The 16,681-nt window shown below is 71.7% G+C and carries 20 protein-coding genes; 10 read left to right on the forward strand and 10 right to left on the reverse strand.

The genetic code is table 11. The features are described 5' to 3' along the window. Positions 1-23: 23 nt before the first annotated feature. Both H3H34_RS04825 and H3H34_RS04830 read right to left on the reverse strand, forming a co-directional pair. The gene (locus H3H34_RS04825; RefSeq protein WP_194744164.1) at positions 24-881 is read right to left on the reverse strand and encodes a GNAT family N-acetyltransferase; all 858 of its coding nucleotides are present in this window, start codon (positions 879-881) and stop codon (positions 24-26) included. A 101-nt stretch (positions 882-982) separates the two neighbouring features. Next, positions 983-2,311: an AmpG family muropeptide MFS transporter gene (locus H3H34_RS04830; RefSeq protein ID WP_194744165.1), complete on the reverse strand. Its 1,329-nt coding sequence runs from the start codon at positions 2,309-2,311 to the stop codon at positions 983-985. 74 nt (positions 2,312-2,385) lie between these two features. Between H3H34_RS04830 and H3H34_RS04835 the strand changes: the two genes are divergently transcribed. Next, on the forward strand, positions 2,386-3,540 hold the full coding sequence (locus tag H3H34_RS04835; RefSeq protein ID WP_194744166.1) for an aromatic ring-hydroxylating oxygenase subunit alpha: 1,155 nt from the start codon (positions 2,386-2,388) through the stop codon (positions 3,538-3,540). 21 nt (positions 3,541-3,561) lie between these two features. Here the strand turns inward: H3H34_RS04835 and H3H34_RS04840 are convergent, their stop codons facing one another. Next, positions 3,562-3,759: a DUF465 domain-containing protein gene (locus H3H34_RS04840; RefSeq protein ID WP_194744167.1), complete on the reverse strand. Its 198-nt coding sequence runs from the start codon at positions 3,757-3,759 to the stop codon at positions 3,562-3,564. Between the two features lie 242 nt (positions 3,760-4,001). Between H3H34_RS04840 and H3H34_RS04845 the strand changes: the two genes are divergently transcribed. Beyond that, entirely contained in the window at positions 4,002-4,160 is a 159-nt protein-coding gene (locus tag H3H34_RS04845; RefSeq protein WP_194744168.1) for a YdcH family protein, read from the forward strand. 211 nt (positions 4,161-4,371) lie between these two features. On the opposite strand, the gene dksA is transcribed toward H3H34_RS04845, so the two are convergent. The 4 genes from dksA to hemB all read right to left on the reverse strand — a co-directional run bounded on the left by dksA (position 4,372) and on the right by hemB (position 8,436). Then, positions 4,372-4,737 (reverse strand): RNA polymerase-binding protein DksA, encoded by a 366-nt coding sequence (gene dksA / locus H3H34_RS04850; protein ID WP_235945508.1) that lies wholly within the window; start codon positions 4,735-4,737, stop codon positions 4,372-4,374. 395 nt (positions 4,738-5,132) lie between these two features. Beyond that, the gene (locus H3H34_RS04855) at positions 5,133-6,044 is read right to left on the reverse strand and encodes a C40 family peptidase (RefSeq protein ID WP_235945425.1); all 912 of its coding nucleotides are present in this window, start codon (positions 6,042-6,044) and stop codon (positions 5,133-5,135) included. A 10-nt stretch (positions 6,045-6,054) separates the two neighbouring features. Then, complete coding sequence (locus H3H34_RS04860) at positions 6,055-7,443, reverse strand: leucyl aminopeptidase family protein (protein WP_194744170.1); 1,389 nt, start codon at positions 7,441-7,443, stop codon at positions 6,055-6,057. A 6-nt stretch (positions 7,444-7,449) separates the two neighbouring features. Beyond that, on the reverse strand, positions 7,450-8,436 hold the full coding sequence (gene hemB, locus H3H34_RS04865; protein WP_194744171.1) for a porphobilinogen synthase: 987 nt from the start codon (positions 8,434-8,436) through the stop codon (positions 7,450-7,452). Positions 8,437-8,487: 51 nt separating this feature from the next. Between hemB and H3H34_RS04870 the strand changes: the two genes are divergently transcribed. Both H3H34_RS04870 and H3H34_RS04875 read left to right on the forward strand, forming a co-directional pair. After that, complete coding sequence (locus H3H34_RS04870; RefSeq protein ID WP_194744172.1) at positions 8,488-8,841, forward strand: ribose-phosphate pyrophosphokinase; 354 nt, start codon at positions 8,488-8,490, stop codon at positions 8,839-8,841. After that, entirely contained in the window at positions 8,834-9,535 is a 702-nt protein-coding gene (locus H3H34_RS04875; RefSeq protein ID WP_194744173.1) for an alpha/beta fold hydrolase, read from the forward strand. The genes H3H34_RS04870 and H3H34_RS04875 overlap by 8 nt, the downstream gene beginning before the upstream one ends. Here H3H34_RS04875 and H3H34_RS04880 read toward each other — a convergent pair. Then, positions 9,532-10,023: a DUF2244 domain-containing protein gene (locus tag H3H34_RS04880; protein ID WP_194744174.1), complete on the reverse strand. Its 492-nt coding sequence runs from the start codon at positions 10,021-10,023 to the stop codon at positions 9,532-9,534. The genes H3H34_RS04875 and H3H34_RS04880 overlap by 4 nt on opposite strands. A gap of 174 nt (positions 10,024-10,197) precedes the next feature. Here H3H34_RS04880 and nth point away from each other — a divergent pair, with 174 nt between their 5' ends. Beyond that, positions 10,198-10,911, forward strand: coding sequence for an endonuclease III (nth, locus tag H3H34_RS04885; RefSeq protein ID WP_194744175.1), 714 nt, complete (start codon positions 10,198-10,200; stop codon positions 10,909-10,911). Continuing rightward, positions 10,908-11,321 carry a hypothetical protein gene (locus H3H34_RS04890; RefSeq protein WP_194744176.1) on the forward strand — a complete coding sequence of 138 codons (414 nt, stop codon included), beginning with the start codon at positions 10,908-10,910 and terminating at the stop codon, positions 11,319-11,321. Before nth ends, H3H34_RS04890 begins: the two co-directional genes overlap by 4 nt. Before the next feature lie 22 nt (positions 11,322-11,343). Here the strand turns inward: H3H34_RS04890 and rlmN are convergent, their stop codons facing one another. Further along, on the reverse strand, positions 11,344-12,525 hold the full coding sequence (gene rlmN, locus H3H34_RS04895) for a 23S rRNA (adenine(2503)-C(2))-methyltransferase RlmN (RefSeq protein ID WP_194744845.1): 1,182 nt from the start codon (positions 12,523-12,525) through the stop codon (positions 11,344-11,346). A gap of 211 nt (positions 12,526-12,736) precedes the next feature. On the opposite strand from rlmN, the gene H3H34_RS04900 reads away from it, so the two are divergent. Then, positions 12,737-13,450, forward strand: coding sequence for a PEPxxWA-CTERM sorting domain-containing protein (locus H3H34_RS04900; RefSeq protein ID WP_235945426.1), 714 nt, complete (start codon positions 12,737-12,739; stop codon positions 13,448-13,450). 225 nt (positions 13,451-13,675) lie between these two features. Here the strand turns inward: H3H34_RS04900 and H3H34_RS04905 are convergent, their stop codons facing one another. After that, positions 13,676-14,308, reverse strand: a complete 633-nt coding sequence (locus H3H34_RS04905; protein WP_194744177.1) for a histidine phosphatase family protein — start codon at positions 14,306-14,308, stop codon at positions 13,676-13,678. Positions 14,309-14,372: 64 nt separating this feature from the next. Between H3H34_RS04905 and H3H34_RS04910 the strand changes: the two genes are divergently transcribed. Genes H3H34_RS04910 through H3H34_RS04920 form a run of 3 tightly spaced genes read left to right on the forward strand, consistent with a single transcriptional unit; the run spans position 14,373 to position 16,678 of the window. Beyond that, the gene (locus tag H3H34_RS04910) at positions 14,373-15,080 is read left to right on the forward strand and encodes a CoA transferase subunit A (protein ID WP_194744178.1); all 708 of its coding nucleotides are present in this window, start codon (positions 14,373-14,375) and stop codon (positions 15,078-15,080) included. Between the two features lie 10 nt (positions 15,081-15,090). Then, positions 15,091-16,056, forward strand: a complete 966-nt coding sequence (locus tag H3H34_RS04915; RefSeq protein WP_194744179.1) for an HAD family acid phosphatase — start codon at positions 15,091-15,093, stop codon at positions 16,054-16,056. Continuing rightward, a complete protein-coding gene (locus H3H34_RS04920) occupies positions 16,040-16,678 on the forward strand; it encodes a CoA transferase subunit B (RefSeq protein WP_194744180.1) in 639 nt (212 codons plus the stop codon). The genes H3H34_RS04915 and H3H34_RS04920 overlap by 17 nt, the downstream gene beginning before the upstream one ends. The last annotated feature ends 3 nt before the right edge of the window (positions 16,679-16,681 follow it).

The following is a 16,681-nucleotide window of genomic DNA, read 5'->3' on the forward strand; positions in this document are numbered from 1 at the left end:
CCCCCCCCCCCCGAGAGCCGGCCTCAGTCGCTGTCGTTGGCGCCCCGGCCGCCGAGGAAGCGGTCGAGGTAGCGACGGGTGATCTGCTCCACCGGCATCACGACAAAGACGTCGACCGTGTTGAACTGCCGGTCGACGAAGGCGCCATCCCCCACCATGGCCCCGACCCGGAGATAGCCCTTGATGAGCGGGGGAAGCGCGCGCGCCGCCATGCGCGGATCATAGCTGCCGCGCGGCAGCCGGTCCATGGGCACATAGTGCGCGGCGAGCGCACGGGCGCGGAGCGGCTCGGGGGCGAGGTGGTGGTGGAAGAGGTAGGACAGCTCGGCCGCGTGGACCTCAGGATCGGTGCCGTGGAGCGAGGCGCAGCCGAACATGTAGCCGATGCCGTGCATGCGGAGGTAGCTGGCAATCCCGCGCCAGAGCAGCGCGATGGTGGTGTTGTTCCGCCACTCGGGCGCGACGCACGAGCGCCCGAGCTCGAGGAGCTGCCCGCCCTCTTCCGACGAGCGGAGGAGCGGCGAGAGGTCATATTCGCCGGCCGAGTAGAAGCCGCGGTGCATGGTGGCGACGACCTGTCGCAGCAGCCGGTAGGTGCCAACCACGTGCGGGCGGCCGTCCTCGCCGTGGTCGATGACGAGAAGATGGTCGCAGATGCTGTCGTAGGGGTCGATGTCGCGGCCGGCAGCGGCCACTTCCGGCGTGGGTCTTGCCCCCATCTCGCCGTAGAAGATCCGGTGGCGGAGCGCCTGGGCGGCCGCGATTTCCTCCTCCGACGTGGCGATCCGCACGTCGAGCCGCCCGTGGCGGTGGATGTGCGGCGAGGCCGCAAGCAGGTCCGCCGCCACCGCCGTCGAACCGAACGCCGAAACTCTCGCCATGATGCCGCCCTCGTTCCGGGATCCTCCGCGCGTGGCTAGCGGAGAAATATGACAGAAAGGCTGCTCGGCGATGACAGGTTGCCGCGTCGGGAGAGGCGGGTTCAGGCGGGGACGGGAGCGACGGACCCCGGCCGCGGTGGCTCATCCTCGCGCTGCATGAGCCACAGGAACAGAAGGACGCCCGGCAGCGCAAGAAGCGTTGTCAGCAGGTAGAAGTTCACGAAGCCCAGCGCCTCGATGAGGGCCCCGGCGGTGGTGCCCGAGAGGAAGCGGCCGAGGATGGAGGCCAGCGCGGAAAGAAGCGCATATTGCGTGGCGGTGAAGCGCAGGTTGCAGAGCCACGACAGGTAGGCGACGACTGCCACCCCGCCGATCCCGCTTGCGAAGTTCTCGAAGCCGACGGCCGCGGCCATGACGGGGTTGGAGTGGCCGACAAGCGCCAGCCCGGCGAAGGAGAGGTTCGAGACCGCCATCAAGACGAGGCTCGCGAGCACGCTCTTCATCATGCCGAGCCGCGTGTAGAGGAGCCCGCCCACGAAGATGCCGGCAAGGGTTGCGACGAGGCCGAAGCCCACGTCATAGGCGGCGACCTCGTCCTTCGAGAAGCCGAGGTCGTTCAGGAGCAGGCGGAGCGAGAGGTTGGCGAGCGTGTCGCCGATCTTGTGGAGGAGGATGAAGAGGAGGACGATCCAGCCGTTGGGGCGCAGCACGAAGTCGGCGATCGGCGCGACGAAGGTCTCGCGGAAGCGCTCGGCCAGCCGGCGCGGGTGCGGGGCTTGGGCGACGGCGGCGACGCGGGCCGGAGGCTCGCCAAGAAGAAGTGCTGCGGCAAGCGCGGGAAGTGCGAAGACGGTGGCAGCGGCATAGGCGGCCGGCCAGCCCATTCGTTCGGCAACCACCAGGGCAAGCGCGCCGGCGCCGGCCGAGCCGAGCCGCCAGCCATACTGGCTCATGCCCGAGCCTGCGCCAAGCTGCTCGGGTCTCAGGCTCTCGATACGGTAGGCGTCGATGACGACGTCGAAGGTGGCGCCGAGGAAGGCGACGGCGAGCGCGGCGGCCACGACCTGCGGCAGGTCGGCGACGGGGTCGGCCGCGCCGAGCCAGGTGACGGCGGCCATCACGGCGCCTGCGATGGTGACGAGCCAGGCCCGGCGCTGGCCGACGAGCCGGGCAAGCAGCGGTATGCGGATGCGGTCGACGAGCGGGGCCCAGAGGAACTTGAGGTTGTACAGGAGGAAGGTGAGGGCGAAGGCCGTGACCGCCCGCTTGTCGATTCCGGCTTCCGCAAGCCGGGTGGTGAGGGTGGAGGCGATCATCGCGAACGGGAACCCCGACGCGAGCCCGAGAAGGAGCGCACCGAGCGGGCCGCGCTCGAGGAAGGGGGCAAGGGCCGCGCCGAAGCGACGCGCAGGAGCGGGAGCAGCGTCCATCCCGCTCCTCTAGGCCAACCCGCCGGAAAGGAAAGCTTGCAGAGCCTGCGCGAACGGCGTTGGATGCGAGGCCCATGAACGCACCATTCGACGTTCCCCGACGCCCTACCGAGGGCCAGATTGCGCTTGCCGAGGCGTGCCGCGCGGCTGCGCCCGAAGCAGCCCCGGCCCGGATGCTGCACCTCGACGCGGCCCGCTATCTCGACCCCGCGCGCTTCGCCCGCGAGCGGTCGCACCTGTTCGGCCGCCTGCCGCTCTGCCTCGGGCCGTCCGCCATGCTGCCGGAGCCGGGCACGGCGATGACCCACGATGGTTTCGGGGCACCCCTCCTTCTCACCCGCAGCACGAACGGCCGCCTCGGCGTGTTCCGGAACGCCTGCCGCCACCGGGGCACGCGCCTTCTCGACGCGCCCGAGCCAGTGCCCCTGCCGAAGCTCGTGTGCCCCTACCATGCCTGGGCCTACGGGCTTTCGGGCCGGCTCGAGGCGGTGCCGCGCGCCGAGACTTTCCCCGGGCTCGAGCGCGACGCGCTCGGGCTGGTGCCGGTTCCGCACGCCGAGGCGGGCGGGCTCGTCTGGGTGGCGCCGTTCGAGGGGGCGGACTTCGCCGACGTGACCGGGCCGCTCGCGGCCGACTTCGACGCCCTCGGGCTCCCGGCCATGCACCTCTACGCGCGGCGCACGCACCGTGTGCAGGCGAACTGGAAGCTCGTGATGGACGCCTTCCTCGAGAGCTACCATGTCCAGCGCCTCCACGCCGGATCGATCGCCCGCTTCTTCGAGGATGGGGTGACCCGCGGCGACTTGGTGGGGCCGCACATGCGCTCGGCCGTGGTGCGCGTCGGCGGGCTCGACGGCGTCGACCTCGCCGACTGGGCAGCGCTCCGGCGGGTTGTTACCTACGCCTACCAGCTGCTGCCCGGCACCGTGCTTGTCGCCAGCCCCGACTATGTGAACCTCATGGTGCTGATGCCGCAGGCCGTCGACTGCACGCTCGTCGAGGACTTCATGCTGATCCCCGCGCCCCCGGCGACGCCCGAGGAGGAGGCGCACTGGGCGAAGAGCTGGGCGCTGCTCGACGGCCGGGTCTTTGGGACGGAGGACTTCGGTGCCGCCGAGGCGGGGCAGAAGGGCCTTGCCTCGGGGGCGGTGCCCGGGCTTCTTCTTGGCGCGCTCGAAGGCGGGATCGCCCGGTTTCACCACAGCGTCGATGCGCTCCTCGCCGGCTGAGCCCGGCCGCGCCCGCGTCGCTCAGGCGATGATGTCGGGGATGAGCAGGTCCTGGACGAGGCGGATCTCGTCCTTCAGCCGGAGCTTGCGCTTCTTGAGGCGGGCGAGCTGCAGCGCATCGGCCCCTGGGGCGCTGGCGAGCGCAGCGATTGCCGCGTCGAGATCGCGGTGCTCCTCGGTCAGGCGGGCGAGCCGGGCCCTGAGTTCGGTCTCGTCCAACAGGCGATGTCCTCCGGACGGGCGGCACGGCGGCCCCCTGCCGATCCTTGCCGAAGCGCGCGCACAGCCGTCAAGCGGGAGCGACTCGCAGCGCGGGCATTCCGAAGGCGCCCCCAGCCGTAGGGGCCGATGCTCGCCTGAGCCGCCACATGTGGGGGCTTTGCCGCAGGCCGCCGGGCGTGCTTAGCTTCCAAATCCGGCCGCCCGCGAGGCGCGCCGGACGGCCAGGAAAGGGCATGGGAATGACCAGTCCGCACCTTGACGCGCTGAGCACCCGCCACCGGATGATCGACGGCGAGATCGCTTCCGAGCTTCGTCGCCCGCTGCCCGATTCGGTACGCCTTGCCCGGCTCAAGCGTGAGAAGCTGCGGCTGAAGGACGCGATCGTCCGGGGCGACTGAGGACGTCGACCGGGCGCCCGGCCGAAACCGGGCCCGTGGGGGAGGTTGCGTTCCGGGCGACGCTCGGCTGGTCGTTCACTGCCCCGCCCCCTGCCGCGCCGCCCCTGCCGCGCCGCCCCTGCCGCGCCGCCCCTGCCGCGCCGCCCCCTGCCGCCCCGCCCTGCTCCCTTGATGCGTTCGGCCGCCAGCCCACGGTCCGCGCGGTCGCGGGTCAGTCGTCGCGGCTGACCTTCTCCTCGCGCTCATGGCGTTCCTGGGCCTCGAGCGTCATGGTCGCGATGGGGCGCGCCTCGAGCCGCGCAAGCGAGATCGGCTCCCCGCTGATCTCGCAGTAGCCATATTCGCCGGTCTCGATCCGCTCGAGCGCGGCGTCGATCTTGGCGAGGAGCTTGCGCTGCCGGTCGCGGGCGCGAAGCTCGATCGCCCAGTCGGTCTCGGAGGCGGCGCGATCGGTCGCGTCGGGCTCCTGCAGCGGCTCCGCGCGCAGCTGCCGCATGGTCGCCCGCGCCTCGGCCAGAATCTCGGCCTTCCACAGCAGGAGCTTGCGGCGGAAATAGGCAAGCTGCCGCGGGTTCATGAAGGGCTCCGCCTCGCTCGGCCGATAGTCGGGCGGCAGGTCGACAGCAGCGAGCGCGGCTTCCACCGCCTCGGTGTCGAAGACATCCGCCGCTTCGCCCTTCCGAGTGATGTCAGACATCCGCCCTTCCCCACGCGAAGCGCTACAGACGCCGGACAGACCGCCGCGCCGGATCACGTGCGGCCGCCCTTGGCGGCTGCGTCGCCACGATGTCCGGCATGCCCCCCGCGCGTCGGGATGACAGCGGCAGGAGAGCTGCCAGAACCCGCAGGGGGCTCTACCGCAAGTGCCGGAGAAGGGCAAGCAAAGTCTGACCTGTAAAGGACGATTTCGCGGGGGACAAAGCGGCGGACGGCCTGTGGACAGCGCGGGGGCAACGAGGCCACTGCCGCGCCTCACGCCATCGGCCTGCGGCAGCGTGCCGGAGTGCCGATCCGGGCGACGACGTCGGCCAGCGGCTCGACGACCACCGCCATCCAGTGCGCGTTCGCATGGAGGAGCGTGCCCGAGTCGACCAGGAGGCCCACGTGCCCCGGCCACCAGGCCAGATCGCCGCGCGCCCGCTCTTCCGGCGGAACCTCGGGCCCTGCATCGGCAACGAGCATGTCGCTGTCGCGCCGCGCGGGGCGGCCGCAGAGGCGCCAGGCCATCTGGACAAGGCCGGAGCAGTCCACCCCGGCGCGGGTCCGCCCGCCCCAGCGGTAGGGCGCCCCGAGGAACTGCTTCGCCACCTCCACCGGATCGGCCGCACCGCCCGCGGGCAGGAGGTGGCGGCGATGGACGAACTGGCCGGCAAAGGACCCGTCCGCAATCATGACGAAGGCTTCGTCGGCCTCGCGCACGTGAAGCCTCGACCCGGCCGGCAGCACACCCACCACCGGCGCCTTGACCGCCGGTGCCGCGAACCGCAGCGCGTCTCCCGGGCCGACCGTCGCGTCCCATACTGGGCCGGCAGGCGGGCCAAGCGCAGGCGCGAGCGCCTCCGTGCGGACGTAGCCGACGTAGCCGTCGGCCCGTGCCTGGCCCCAGGCCCAGCCGCGCGCCTCCTCGAGGACGGCGAAGGTCTCGCCGTGGAGAAGCTCGCTCGCCGCCTCCGAGTCCGCCTCCGGGCGGGTGTGGAGCATGGCCGATTCCGCGGCCACGCTGCGCAGCACAGGTGCCGCATAATGGGGCACCGCGACGAGCCCGGCGAGCGCGATGTCGGCAAGATCGGGGCGCCACGGGGCGATGCGAGGGTCCAGGGGCGACAGCGGCGCGGCGAAACGTCGCCCGCTGATACGGCTCCTCCGGCCCGCCATTCCGCTCATGCCCTCGCCCTCATCCACCCCCGAACCGCCGCGCGATGAGGCGGAAGGCGGCGAAAAGGCCCATCGCGGCCCCGCCCTTCGGGCGGCCCGGGCGGGCCGTCCCGTTCCACGCGTAGAGGTCGAGGTGCGCCCAGGGCACGGCGTCGGGCAGGAAATGGGTGAGGAACAGGGCGCCCGCAATCGCGCCGGCGAAGCTGCCTTCGGGCACGTTGCCGAGGTCGGCGACGGTCGAGCGGAGCATCTCGCGGTAGGGAGCCCAGAGCGGCAGCCGCCAGAGCGGATCCTCGACCTCGGTCGCTGCTGCGAGCAGGTCGGTGGCCAGCGTCTCGTCGTTTACGAACAGCGCCGGGAGGTCCGGCCCGAGGGCGACGCGCGCCGCACCGGTCAGGGTTGCGAAGTCGAGGATGAGGGCAGGCCCCGCCTCGCCGGCGAGCGTCAGCGCATCGGCAAGCACGAGACGGCCCTCGGCATCGGTGTTGCCCACCTCGACGCTGAGCCCCTTGCGCGTGGCGATGACGTCGCCCGGGCGAAGGGCGTTGCCGGAGACGGCGTTGTCGGCCGTCGCGATGACGAGAAGGACGCGGACCGGCAGGCGCGCGCCGATCACGAGGCGGGCGAGGGCAAGCGCATGGGCCGCGCCGCCCATGTCCTTCTTCATCAGCGCCATGGCGTTGCCAGGCTTCAGGTTGAGGCCGCCGGTGTCGAAGGTGATCCCCTTGCCGACGAGGGCGACGAGCGGGTGCTGCGGCTCGCCCCAGGCGAGTGTGAGAAGCCGCGGCCGCCGCGGGCTGGCCCGGCCCACGGCGTGCACCGCGGGCAGGTTCCGCTCGAGGAGAGCCTCGCCGGCGACCGCCTCGACGCGCGCGCCCGTGGTCTCGGCAAGCGCGCGCACCGCCGCCTCGAGCTCGGCCGGGCCCATGTCCTCGGCCGGGGTGTCGACGAGGTCGCGGACGAGCGCTGCAGCCTCCGCCTCGGCCACGGCCGGCGCAATCGCCGCCGGCTCGGGCACCAGAAGCCGGCGAGGCCCGCGCGCGTCGGGTGCCTTGCGGTAGCGGGTGAAGCGGTGCTGGGCCATGAGCCAGCCGTGGAGCGCAAGCGGGGAGAGCGGCCCGTCGAAGCGGTAGCTGCCCTCGGGAAGGGCGGCGGCAGCGGCAGCCAGCGTCCAGCGCCCCGGTGGGCCATCGGCAGGCCCGGTGCCGAGCGCGAGGAACCAGCCCTCCCCGTCAGGCAGCACGAGCGCCTGGTCGGCGCGGCCGCGGAAGCCTGCGCCATCGACAGCGGCCTGCGCGGCCGGGCCCAGCCGGGCGCGAAAGGCGGGAAAGCCCGTCTCGTTCACGGCACGGATCGCAACCGCGGCCTCGCCCCGGTCGGGCGCAAGCAGGGCGGAGAAGTCGGTCATGCGCGGTCAGGCACCGAGGAGCCGCGCGGCGAACGGCGCATGATAGGTGAGGACGCCCGCGGCACCGGCGCGGCGGAAGGCGAGGAGCATCTCGGGCACGACCGCCTCGCGCGCCAGCATCCCGGCAGCGACGGCGGCCTCGACCATCGCATATTCGCCCGAGACGCAGTAGGCGAAGACCGGCGCATCGAAGCGGCCGGCCACCGCCTTCACCACGTCGAGATAGGCAAGGCCCGGCTTCACCATGACGCTGTCGGCGCCCTCGGCAAGATCGAGGGCAACCTCCGCGAGCGCCTCGCGGGCGTTGGCCGGGTCCATCTGGTAGGTCGCCTTGTCCCCCTTGAGGCGCCCGGCCGCCCCCACCGCGTCGCGGAAGGGGCCGTAGAAGCCGCTCGCATATTTCGCGGAATAGGCCATGAGGTGAACTTCGGGGAAGCCCTCGGCCTCGAGCGCGCGGCGGATGGCGCCGATGCGGCCGTCCATCATGTCGGAGGGAGCAAGGATGTCGGCCCCGGCCCGCGCCTGGTTCAGGGCCTGGCCGACGAGCACCTCGACCGTGGCATCGTTCAGGACCCGGCCCGCAGCATCGACGAGGCCGTCGTGACCGTGGGCGGTGTAGGGGTCGAGCGCGACGTCGGTCATGACCCCGACGGCGTCGGTCGCGGCCTTGAGCTCGGCGATCGCGCGGCAGACGAGGTTGTCGGGGTTGAGCGCCTCGCGGCCGTCGTCGGTGCGCAGCTCACCTGGCGTGTTGGGGAAGAGGGCGATCGCCGGGATGCCGAGGCTTGCGGCTTCTCGCGCGATGGCGCCGAGGCCCGCCAGCGGGTGGCGCACGACGCCGGGCATGGTGGCGATGGGCTCAGGCTCGGCGCCAGCGGTCACGAACACGGGCCAGAGCAGGTTGGCAGGAGTCAGCACCGTCTCGCGCACCATCGCGCGAAGCCAGGGCGTGCGGCGGTTGCGGCGCAGCCGCGTCTCGGGGAAGGCTCGCATCTGGATTGCCGCCGATAGCCGACGCGCTTCCTGCCTGCTAGCCCCGCACCCATGCCGCTCTTTCCGGTGGACGAGCTGGAAGCCCTCCTCGTGCTGCGCGCGAAGGCGGGGCGCGCCATCAGCTACGGCGAGGTCTTCGCCTGGTTCGGCCTGCCCTTCCGGCGGTTCGACGTGGGCCAGCTCTGCGCCGCGCTCGAGGAGGTGGATGCGCGGCAGCGCGGCGCGGGCCGGCCCGAGTTGGCCGTGCTGGTGGTGCGGCAGGCGGACGGCATTCCCGGCCAGGGCTGGTGGCTTTCCAAGTCCCACGATCCGTGGGAGGGGCCGTTCGAGGGGCCCGAAGCGCGGCGGTTAGTGGAGGCGCACCAGGCCCGGGCGTTCGACTGGTGGAGGGAGGAAGATGGCTGAGATCCTGCTGGTGCACGGGGCCTGGCACGGCGGCTGGTGCTGGCGGCACGTGGCCGACGCGCTGCGCGGCGCGGGCTTTCGGGTGGTCGCCCCCACCCTCACCGGGCTCGGCGAGCGGGCGCACCTGCTCTCGGCCGAGACCGGGCTTGCCCAGCACGCCGCCGACCTCCTCGCCGTGCTCGACGCCGAAGAGATGACCGACGTGACGATCGTGGGCCATAGCTACGGCGCGCTTCCGGCCGCGCTCGCAACCGCGCATCCCGAAATCTCGCGCTACGTCTCGCTCGATGGCGTGCCGGTGGTGGAAGGCCAGGCGCTGACCCATGGCCTGCCTGACGAGGCCGTCGCGGCAGCGGAGGCGACGCTGGTGGACGGCCTCGCCCTGCCGGCGCCGGACCCTGCCACCTTCGACGTGCCCGAAGGCCATCCGGCCCATGCCTGGGCCAGGCGGCGGACGACTCCGATGCCCTGGCGCTCGCTCATCGAGCCATTGCCGCCGCTCCCTGCCCGCTTCGCCAGCCTGCCGAAGGCCTATGTGGCGGCAGCCGCCAACAGCATGGCCGGGCCGGCCGCCGGCCGCGCGCAGGCGGAAGGGCTCGGCTGGCAGATGGTGGTGATCGAGTCGGGGCACGACCTGCCGCTGACCGCGCCCGGCGAGACGGCGGCCGCCATCGCCCGGCTTGCGCGCGGCTAGGGCTGGCGCGGCCGGCCGGACCGCCAGCGGGCAAGCCCGGCCTCGATCTCGCGGGCGAGCGCCTCGCGCTCGGCCGCCGAGAGGAAGCTGCCGACGGCGAGCCTCCGGTCGCGGCTGGCGAGCCAGAGCCGGTTGCGCGAATCGGGGAAGCGCTCGAGCTCGACCCGGACGGCCAGCGGCTGCAGCCGGTGGCGCTGGCGGGCGCCGAGCGGGCTCACGCGGACGAGCTCGAGCGCCTCGGCATCAAGCCGGAGATGCTCGGCTGCCTCGCCCGAGCGGAAGGAGGCTCTGAGCGCCCAGCCGAGGAGCAGCAGGTCGGCAAGAAGGAACGGCAGGATCGGCCAGGCGCCCAGCAGCAGGAAGCGCAACGCAAGGAGCGCGAAGACGAGCCCCACCCCGCCCAGCACGAGAGGCACGTGGCGCGGGTTCATGGACCGGTTGGGCCAGAGGTGGAGGTCAAGGAAGAGGGGCGGCTTGCCGTCTGCCATGGGCTGTGGCCTAGCAGGGACATGGACGCTCCGCTACGCGGCAAGGTGACGAGACCGGCTCGCACGGCGCGGGACAAGGCCGGGCGAGAGGGCAGGAGCGCGCGCGGCGCTGGCGGGGGGGAACCGGCCGAGAGCCGCGCCGCGGGCGGTGCGAACGCCCGGCCGCTGTCGGCCATGCGGGTGAAACGCATCTTCGATGCCCTCGGTGCCGCCAACCCGGCGCCGGCAACCGAGCTCCACTACACCAGCCCCTACACGCTCCTCGTGGCGGTCGTGCTCTCGGCCCAGGCGACCGACGCCGGCGTCAACAAGGCGACGAAGCGGCTGTTCGCAGTGGCCGACACGCCCGAGAAGATGGTCGCGCTCGGCGAGGAGGGGATTGCCGCGCACATCCGCACCATCGGCCTCTGGCGGGCCAAGGCCGCGAACGTCCACGCGCTCTCGCGCCTTCTTCTCGAGAAGCACGGCGGCGAGGTGCCGCGCGACCGGGCGAGCCTCGAGGCGCTCCCCGGCGTGGGGCGCAAGACCGCGAACGTCGTTCTGAACGAGGCCTTCGGCGAACCGACGCTCGCAGTCGACACCCACGTCTTCCGCGTCGCACGGCGGATCGGGCTTTCAGCCGGAACGACGCCCGAGGCCGTCGAGCGCGATCTCGTGGCCCGCGTGCCGAAGCGCTGGGCGAAGGCCGCGCACCACCTCCTCATCCTTCATGGCCGCTACCTCTGCAAGGCGCGCGCGCCCGAATGCTGGCGCTGCCCCGTGGCGCAGGACTGCCGCTTTCCCGACAAGACCACGACCAAGCCCCAGAAGACGCCGCGCCGCGTCAAGCCCGCGTTCAGCCGACCCGCGCAAGGGAGCACTGGGGGGCAAGAGGAGACGACGTCATGAGCATCTCCCGCAAGACCGCAGCCAGCCTCGCGGCAGCACTGCTGGTCGCGACAGCGGCCTCGGCGCAAGGGCGGGCAGAGCGACGCGCGGCGCTGATGTCCGCTTGGGTTCCCGCCGGCGAACCGCAGGACTGCATCCAGCTCAACCGCATCCGCGAGACCCGGGTGCTCTCGGACCAGGTCATCGACTTCGTGCTCGACAACGGCCAGGTGTTCCGCAACACCCTTCCGGCGAAGTGCCCGCAGCTCGGCTTCCAGGAGAGCTTCGGCTACCAGACCTCGCTCAACCTGCTCTGCAACGTCGACATCATCACGGTGATCATCCCCGGCATCGGCCCCAACACGGGCGCAAGCTGCGGGCTGGGGCGGTTCGTGCCCATGAAGCCGGCCGAGACCGCCCGGAAGCGCTAGCCGCCCTCCCGAACGTGCCGGGTCACCACGCGGCCTCCTTCTCGGCCGCGCGGGCGGCAAGCTCGGCCCGGGACAGGCGCTCGGACGCGGACTTCAGCTGGCCGCAGGCGGCCATGATGTCCCGCCCGCGGGGCGTGCGCACGGGCGCCGAGATGCCGGCTTCGAAGATGATCGCGGAGAAGCGGGCGATCCGCGCGTCGGGCGAGCAGGCGTAAGGGCTTCCTGGCCACGGGTTGAAGGGGATGAGGTTCACCTTGGCCGGAATCCGGTAAGCGCGGATGAGGCGCACCAGCTCGCGCGCGTCCGCATCCGAATCGTTCACCCCGTCGAGCATGACGTACTCGAAGGTGATCCGCCGGGCGTTGTTGGCTCCCGGATAGGCGGCACAGGCCTCGAGCAGCTCGGGAATGCCCCACTTGCGATTGAGGGGCACGATCTCGTCGCGCACCTCCTTCCTGACCGCGTGGAGCGAGACGGCAAGGTTCACCCCGATCTCCTCGCCGGCGCGCGCCATCATGGGCACCACGCCCGAGGTCGAGAGCGTGATCCGCCGCTTCGAGAGCGCGAGGCCCTCGCCATCCATCACCACGCGCAGCGCATCGCGCACGTTGTCGAAATTGTAGAGCGGCTCGCCCATGCCCATCATGACGATGTTGGTGAGGAGCCGCCCCTCCGGCTTGCTCGGCCATTCGCCGAGCGCATCGCGTGCGAGAAGCACCTGCCCCACGATCTCGCCTGCGGTCAGGTTCCTGACGAGCTTCATGGTCCCGGTGTGGCAGAAGCGGCAGTTGAGCGTGCAGCCCACCTGCGAGGAGACGCAGAGCGTGCCCCGGTCGGCGTCGGGGATGAACACCGCCTCATACGTCTCGCCGCCCGAACGCAGCAGCCACTTGCGCGTGCCGTCCGCCGAGACGAGGGCATCCACCACCTCGGGCCGGCCGACGGTGAAGTGGCGGACAAGCGCCTGCCGCAGCGGCTTGGCGAGATCGGTCATGGCCGCGAAGTCGGTCGCGCCGCGGCTGTAGATCCAGTGCCAGAGCTGGCGCGCGCGCATCCGGGCCTCGCGCGGGGTGACGAGGCCGGCCTCGACGAGGGCAGCGGCGATGGCGGCCCGGTCGAGGCCGACGAGATCGACAAGGCCATCGGCGCGCGGCGCCGGCGCGCGCGGCACGGGCACCGGCTCGACCGGGCCGGGGATGGGCATGAGCGGCGTGTCCACGGCCGTCAGATAGGCGCTCGCAGCGGCGCGCGGAAGACCGGCCGCCGCCGGCATTCGCCATGTGATGGCGGAGAACTGTCAAAATGTTTGACAGAGCCGGACCCTAGCAAGCGCGCAACCCATTGATTTCACGCATGTGATGGCCTTGGCACGAAACTTGCACGTGTTCGCGCTGGTTTACAACGGAGGCGGAACAATGAAGCTGCATGGAGCCCTGGCCTCGGCGGCGCTGCTGGTGGCAGCGCCCGGGCTCGCTGCCGAGCAGAATGTCTGGTCGACGACCTTCGAGACGAGCGAGTTCGAGACCCCGGGGCCATTCCCATTCGGTATCCTTGCCGTCTCCTATGGGGGAAGTTCGATCCAGTCCGCGGTCGGCTTTCCGGGCATGGGCACGAAGATGCTGCGCAACGACACCAGCGGCACGACCACGCTACAGGTGTTCGGCCTTGGCGCCCACACCCATCTGCGCCTGAAGTTCGACATCGCCTTCATCGACAGCTGGGATTCGGTCAACGGCACGGTGGCGCCCGACATCCTCTTCGTCGACTTCGCCGGCCAGAGCTACCAGTGGACGGTGAACAACGCCTCGGGCACGGTGTTCGACGTGGGGCCGGGCACGGTCATCTCGACCGGGACCAATCTCGGCTACAATTCGGTATGGCCCGACACGGTGGTGCGCTACGAGTTTCTCTTCCCGCACACGGCGCTAAACTTCAGCCTTGCCATCCGCTTCGGCGGCGCCGGCTTCCAGGGCGGGCTTGACGAGAGCTGGGGGATCGACAATTTCGCCCTGTCGGCGATCTTCCCCTCGGGGGGCGTGATCCCCGAGCCGGCGACCTGGGCGATGCTGATCGCCGGCTTCGGCCTCGTCGGCGGCATGGCGCGGCGGCGGCGGCTCGCCCGGGCCTGACGGACCTCAGCGGGGGGGCGAGGGGCCGCGCCACCCGGGTGGCGCGGCTCCTTTCGCCGATGCCTGGGAGCCAAGGCCCGGGTGCGGCCTTCCGGGTCGATGTCCGCCCAAGCCCGCGCGGGGCGGCGTCCGGATTCGGTCAATGCCCCGGGGCAGCCGAGCCAATGGCGCTGGACGGTCGCAGCGTCCCGAAACCTGCCCGCTGGGAGCGGCTTGCGGCTGCGCTCAGGCGACCCGGGGCCCGATGCTGCCTGCCCCGGTGAGGAGCAGGGTCTCGGCGCCGTCGGCAATCCGGACGATCGAGCCCTGCGGCACGTCTTCGGCGATGGGCACGCCTTCGTAAGGCAGGCCACCGACGAGCAGGCCGCGCAGGACGCGCGCCGTCATGCCATGGCTGATGACGATCGCGGGCGCGCCGGCCATGTCCGCCAGCCAGTCGGCAAGGCGGGCGGCGATGTCGGCATAATGTTCGCCGCCGGGAATGGGCATCCGGAACAGGCGGCGCGCCTCGTCGAGGATGGGGCCTTCGCGCGCGATGATCTCGGCATAGTCGCGGCCGGTCCAGTGGCCGACCTCGATCTCGCGAAGGCGGGCATCCTGGCGGACGGCGAACCAGTCGATGCCGAGATGGTCGGCGACGATCGCCGCCGTCTGGAGCGCGCGCGGGGCGGGGGATGACCAGAGCGGCGGCACCGGCTCGCCCGAGGTGCGGAAATGGGCCGCAAGCGCTGCACCCATGGCATCGGCCTGGCGGATGCCGGCGAGCGTCAGCGGCGTCACCGCCGCGTTGCCCTGCATCCGCCGGGCGCGGTTGTGGACGGTTTCGGCGTGGCGGGCGAGATAGAGGGGCTCGGGCATTGGAAACGCCTCTCGCCGGGCGCTAGGGGCCGGTCAACGGCACGAATCGGCAAGGGAGAACGGGGTGGCCAACAAGGTCTTCGCGAACGCGGCGGAAGCACTCGAAGGGCTCCTGTTCGACGGCATGACGATCGTGGCCGGCGGGTTCGGGCTGTGCGGAATCCCGGAGAACTGCATCGCCGCCATCCGCGACTCGGGCGTGAAGGACCTCACCATCGTCTCCAACAATGCGGGCGTCGATGGCTTCGGCCTCGGTCTCCTGCTCGAAAGCCGGCAGGTCAGGAAGATGATCTCCTCCTACGTCGGCGAGAACCGGGAATTCGAGCGCCAGTATCTCGCCGGCGAGCTCGAGCTCGAGTTCTGCCCGCAGGGCACGCTTGCCGAGCGGATGCGCGCAGGCGGCGCCGGGATCCCGGGCTTCTACACGAAGACGGGCGTCGGAACGGTCGTCGCCGAAGGCAAGGAGCACAAGGAGTTCGACGGCGAGACCTACATCCTCGAGCGCGGGATCCGGGCGGATCTCGCCATCGTCAAGGCCTGGAAGGGAGACCGCTTCGGCAACCTCGTCTACCGGAAGACGGCGCGCAACTTCAATCCGATGGCGGCAACCGCCGGCCGGGTGACGGTGGCGGAAGTCGAGGAGCTGGTGCCCGACGGCGCGCTCGACCCCGACTGCATCCACACGCCCTCCGTCTTCGTGGACCGGCTGTTCCGGGGCAGCTTCGAGAAGCGCATCGAGCAGCGCACGGTGAGGGCGCGGCCGGCAGCCTGAGGAGGCGGTGATGGCGGCATGGGAGACCGGGCGGCCGGAGGCCAGGCGGAAGGCGGGGGCGGCCGCGCTCGGCCTTGCCCTGCTGCTTGGTGCCTGTGCGACAGCCCCCGCCGCGCGCCCGGCACCCCCGCCGCCGGCTGCGGCCGCGCCCGTCTCGCCCGCGCTTCAGGCGACCACCTGGACCTACGGCACGGCCGAAGCCGCGATGCTCGCCGAGGCCAGCTTCCGGGCGCTTGTCGACAAGGCGGAGTCCCGGCTCGGCAACCTCTACTTCGGCTCCGGGTTCGAGAGCGCGATCGTGCGCGAGGTGGAAGGCGGGCGGGCCCGCATGCGCGACTGCGACCTGACCTTCCGCCGCCCGGCCGTCGTCTTCGACATCGACGAGACGCTGGTGTGGAACATGGGCGCGCAGGCCGACCAGGTGCGGCGGGCAGCCGCCTTCGATCCGAAGCGCTGGGCCCGGTGGGAAAAGGACGGCGGCGACCGCCTCGTCGCGGTGCCGGGCGCGGTCGCGGCGGTCGAGGCGCTGCGGAAGCTCGGCATCACGCCGGTGTTCAACTCGAACCGCTCGGCAGCCCATGCGGCGGCAACGGTGCGGGCGCTCGCGCGGCTGGGCTTCGGCGAGGCGGTGCACGGCGACACGCTCTGGCTCGAGGGCGATGCCGACGGCAGCAGCCGCAAGCACGCGCGCCGCGTGGCGATCGCCGAGCGTTTCTGCGTGCTGGCGCAGGTGGGCGACCAGATGGGCGACTTCGCCGATGCCATCGACTTCGCCCCCGACGGCAGCCGCCGGCCGCCGGCCGAGCGCACGCGTGTTGCCGCGACCGTCTTCGGCCCGCTCTGGGGCGAGCGCTGGTTCCTCATCCCCAACCCCATGTACGGCCGCTGGAATGACCCGCCGCTGACGCTCGACGACGTGGTGCCCGAGGCGGCGCGCTGGACACCCAAGGAGGAAACCGATGCCCTGGACCCGTGACGAGATGGCCGCGCGCGCGGCCCGGGAACTGAAGGACGGCTTCTACGTCAACCTCGGCATCGGCATGCCGACGCTCGTTGCCAACCACGTGCCCGAAGGAGTCGACATCACGCTCCAGTCCGAGAACGGGATGCTGGGCATGGGCCCCTTTCCTTTCGAGGGGGAGGAAGACCCCGACCTCATCAATGCCGGGAAGCAGACGGTGACCGAGCTTCCGCGCACCAGCTACTTCTCGAGCGCCGACAGCTTCGCGATGATCCGCGGCGGCCACATGGACCTTTCCATCTTGGGGGCGATGGAAGTGGCGGAGAACGGCGATCTCGCCAACTGGATGGTGCCGGGGAAGATGGTGAAGGGGATGGGCGGGGCGATGGACCTCGTGGCCGGCACGCCGCGGATCGTCGTGATGATGGAGCATGTCGACAGGGCCGGACGGCCGAAGTTCGTGCCCCGCTGCACCCTGCCGCTGACCGGCAGGAACTGCGTCGACGTGATCATCACCGACCTTGCGGTCTTCGAGCGGCCGGACCGAAAGGGCAGCCCCTTCCGCCTCGTCGAGCTGGCGCCCGGCGTGACGGCCGACGAGGTGGCCGCGAAGACCAGCGCGGCCTACCTCGCCTGAGCC

The organism is Thermaurantiacus tibetensis (genome assembly GCF_015354055.1).
Lineage (GTDB): Bacteria > Pseudomonadota > Alphaproteobacteria > Sphingomonadales > Sphingomonadaceae > Thermaurantiacus > Thermaurantiacus tibetensis.

Coding starts and splice junctions, on each gene's coding strand:
- H3H34_RS04825 (WP_194744164.1), bottom strand. CDS start 881: ATGGCGAGAGTTTCGGCGTTCGGTTCGACGGCGGTGGCGGCGGACCTG.
- H3H34_RS04830 (WP_194744165.1), bottom strand. CDS start 2,311: ATGGACGCTGCTCCCGCTCCTGCGCGTCGCTTCGGCGCGGCCCTTGCC.
- H3H34_RS04835 (WP_194744166.1), top strand. CDS start 2,386: ATGAACGCACCATTCGACGTTCCCCGACGCCCTACCGAGGGCCAGATT.
- H3H34_RS04845 (WP_194744168.1), top strand. CDS start 4,002: ATGACCAGTCCGCACCTTGACGCGCTGAGCACCCGCCACCGGATGATC.
- dksA (WP_235945508.1), bottom strand. CDS start 4,737: ATGAACCCGCGGCAGCTTGCCTATTTCCGCCGCAAGCTCCTGCTGTGG.
- H3H34_RS04855 (WP_235945425.1), bottom strand. CDS start 6,044: ATGAGCGGAATGGCGGGCCGGAGGAGCCGTATCAGCGGGCGACGTTTC.
- H3H34_RS04860 (WP_194744170.1), bottom strand. CDS start 7,443: ATGACCGACTTCTCCGCCCTGCTTGCGCCCGACCGGGGCGAGGCCGCG.
- hemB (WP_194744171.1), bottom strand. CDS start 8,436: ATGCGAGCCTTCCCCGAGACGCGGCTGCGCCGCAACCGCCGCACGCCC.
- H3H34_RS04870 (WP_194744172.1), top strand. CDS start 8,488: ATGCCGCTCTTTCCGGTGGACGAGCTGGAAGCCCTCCTCGTGCTGCGC.
- H3H34_RS04875 (WP_194744173.1), top strand. CDS start 8,834: ATGGCTGAGATCCTGCTGGTGCACGGGGCCTGGCACGGCGGCTGGTGC.
- H3H34_RS04880 (WP_194744174.1), bottom strand. CDS start 10,023: ATGGCAGACGGCAAGCCGCCCCTCTTCCTTGACCTCCACCTCTGGCCC.
- nth (WP_194744175.1), top strand. CDS start 10,198: ATGCGGGTGAAACGCATCTTCGATGCCCTCGGTGCCGCCAACCCGGCG.
- H3H34_RS04890 (WP_194744176.1), top strand. CDS start 10,908: ATGAGCATCTCCCGCAAGACCGCAGCCAGCCTCGCGGCAGCACTGCTG.
- rlmN (WP_194744845.1), bottom strand. CDS start 12,525: ATGCCCATCCCCGGCCCGGTCGAGCCGGTGCCCGTGCCGCGCGCGCCG.
- H3H34_RS04900 (WP_235945426.1), top strand. CDS start 12,737: ATGAAGCTGCATGGAGCCCTGGCCTCGGCGGCGCTGCTGGTGGCAGCG.
- H3H34_RS04905 (WP_194744177.1), bottom strand. CDS start 14,308: ATGCCCGAGCCCCTCTATCTCGCCCGCCACGCCGAAACCGTCCACAAC.
- H3H34_RS04915 (WP_194744179.1), top strand. CDS start 15,091: ATGGCGGCATGGGAGACCGGGCGGCCGGAGGCCAGGCGGAAGGCGGGG.
- H3H34_RS04920 (WP_194744180.1), top strand. CDS start 16,040: ATGCCCTGGACCCGTGACGAGATGGCCGCGCGCGCGGCCCGGGAACTG.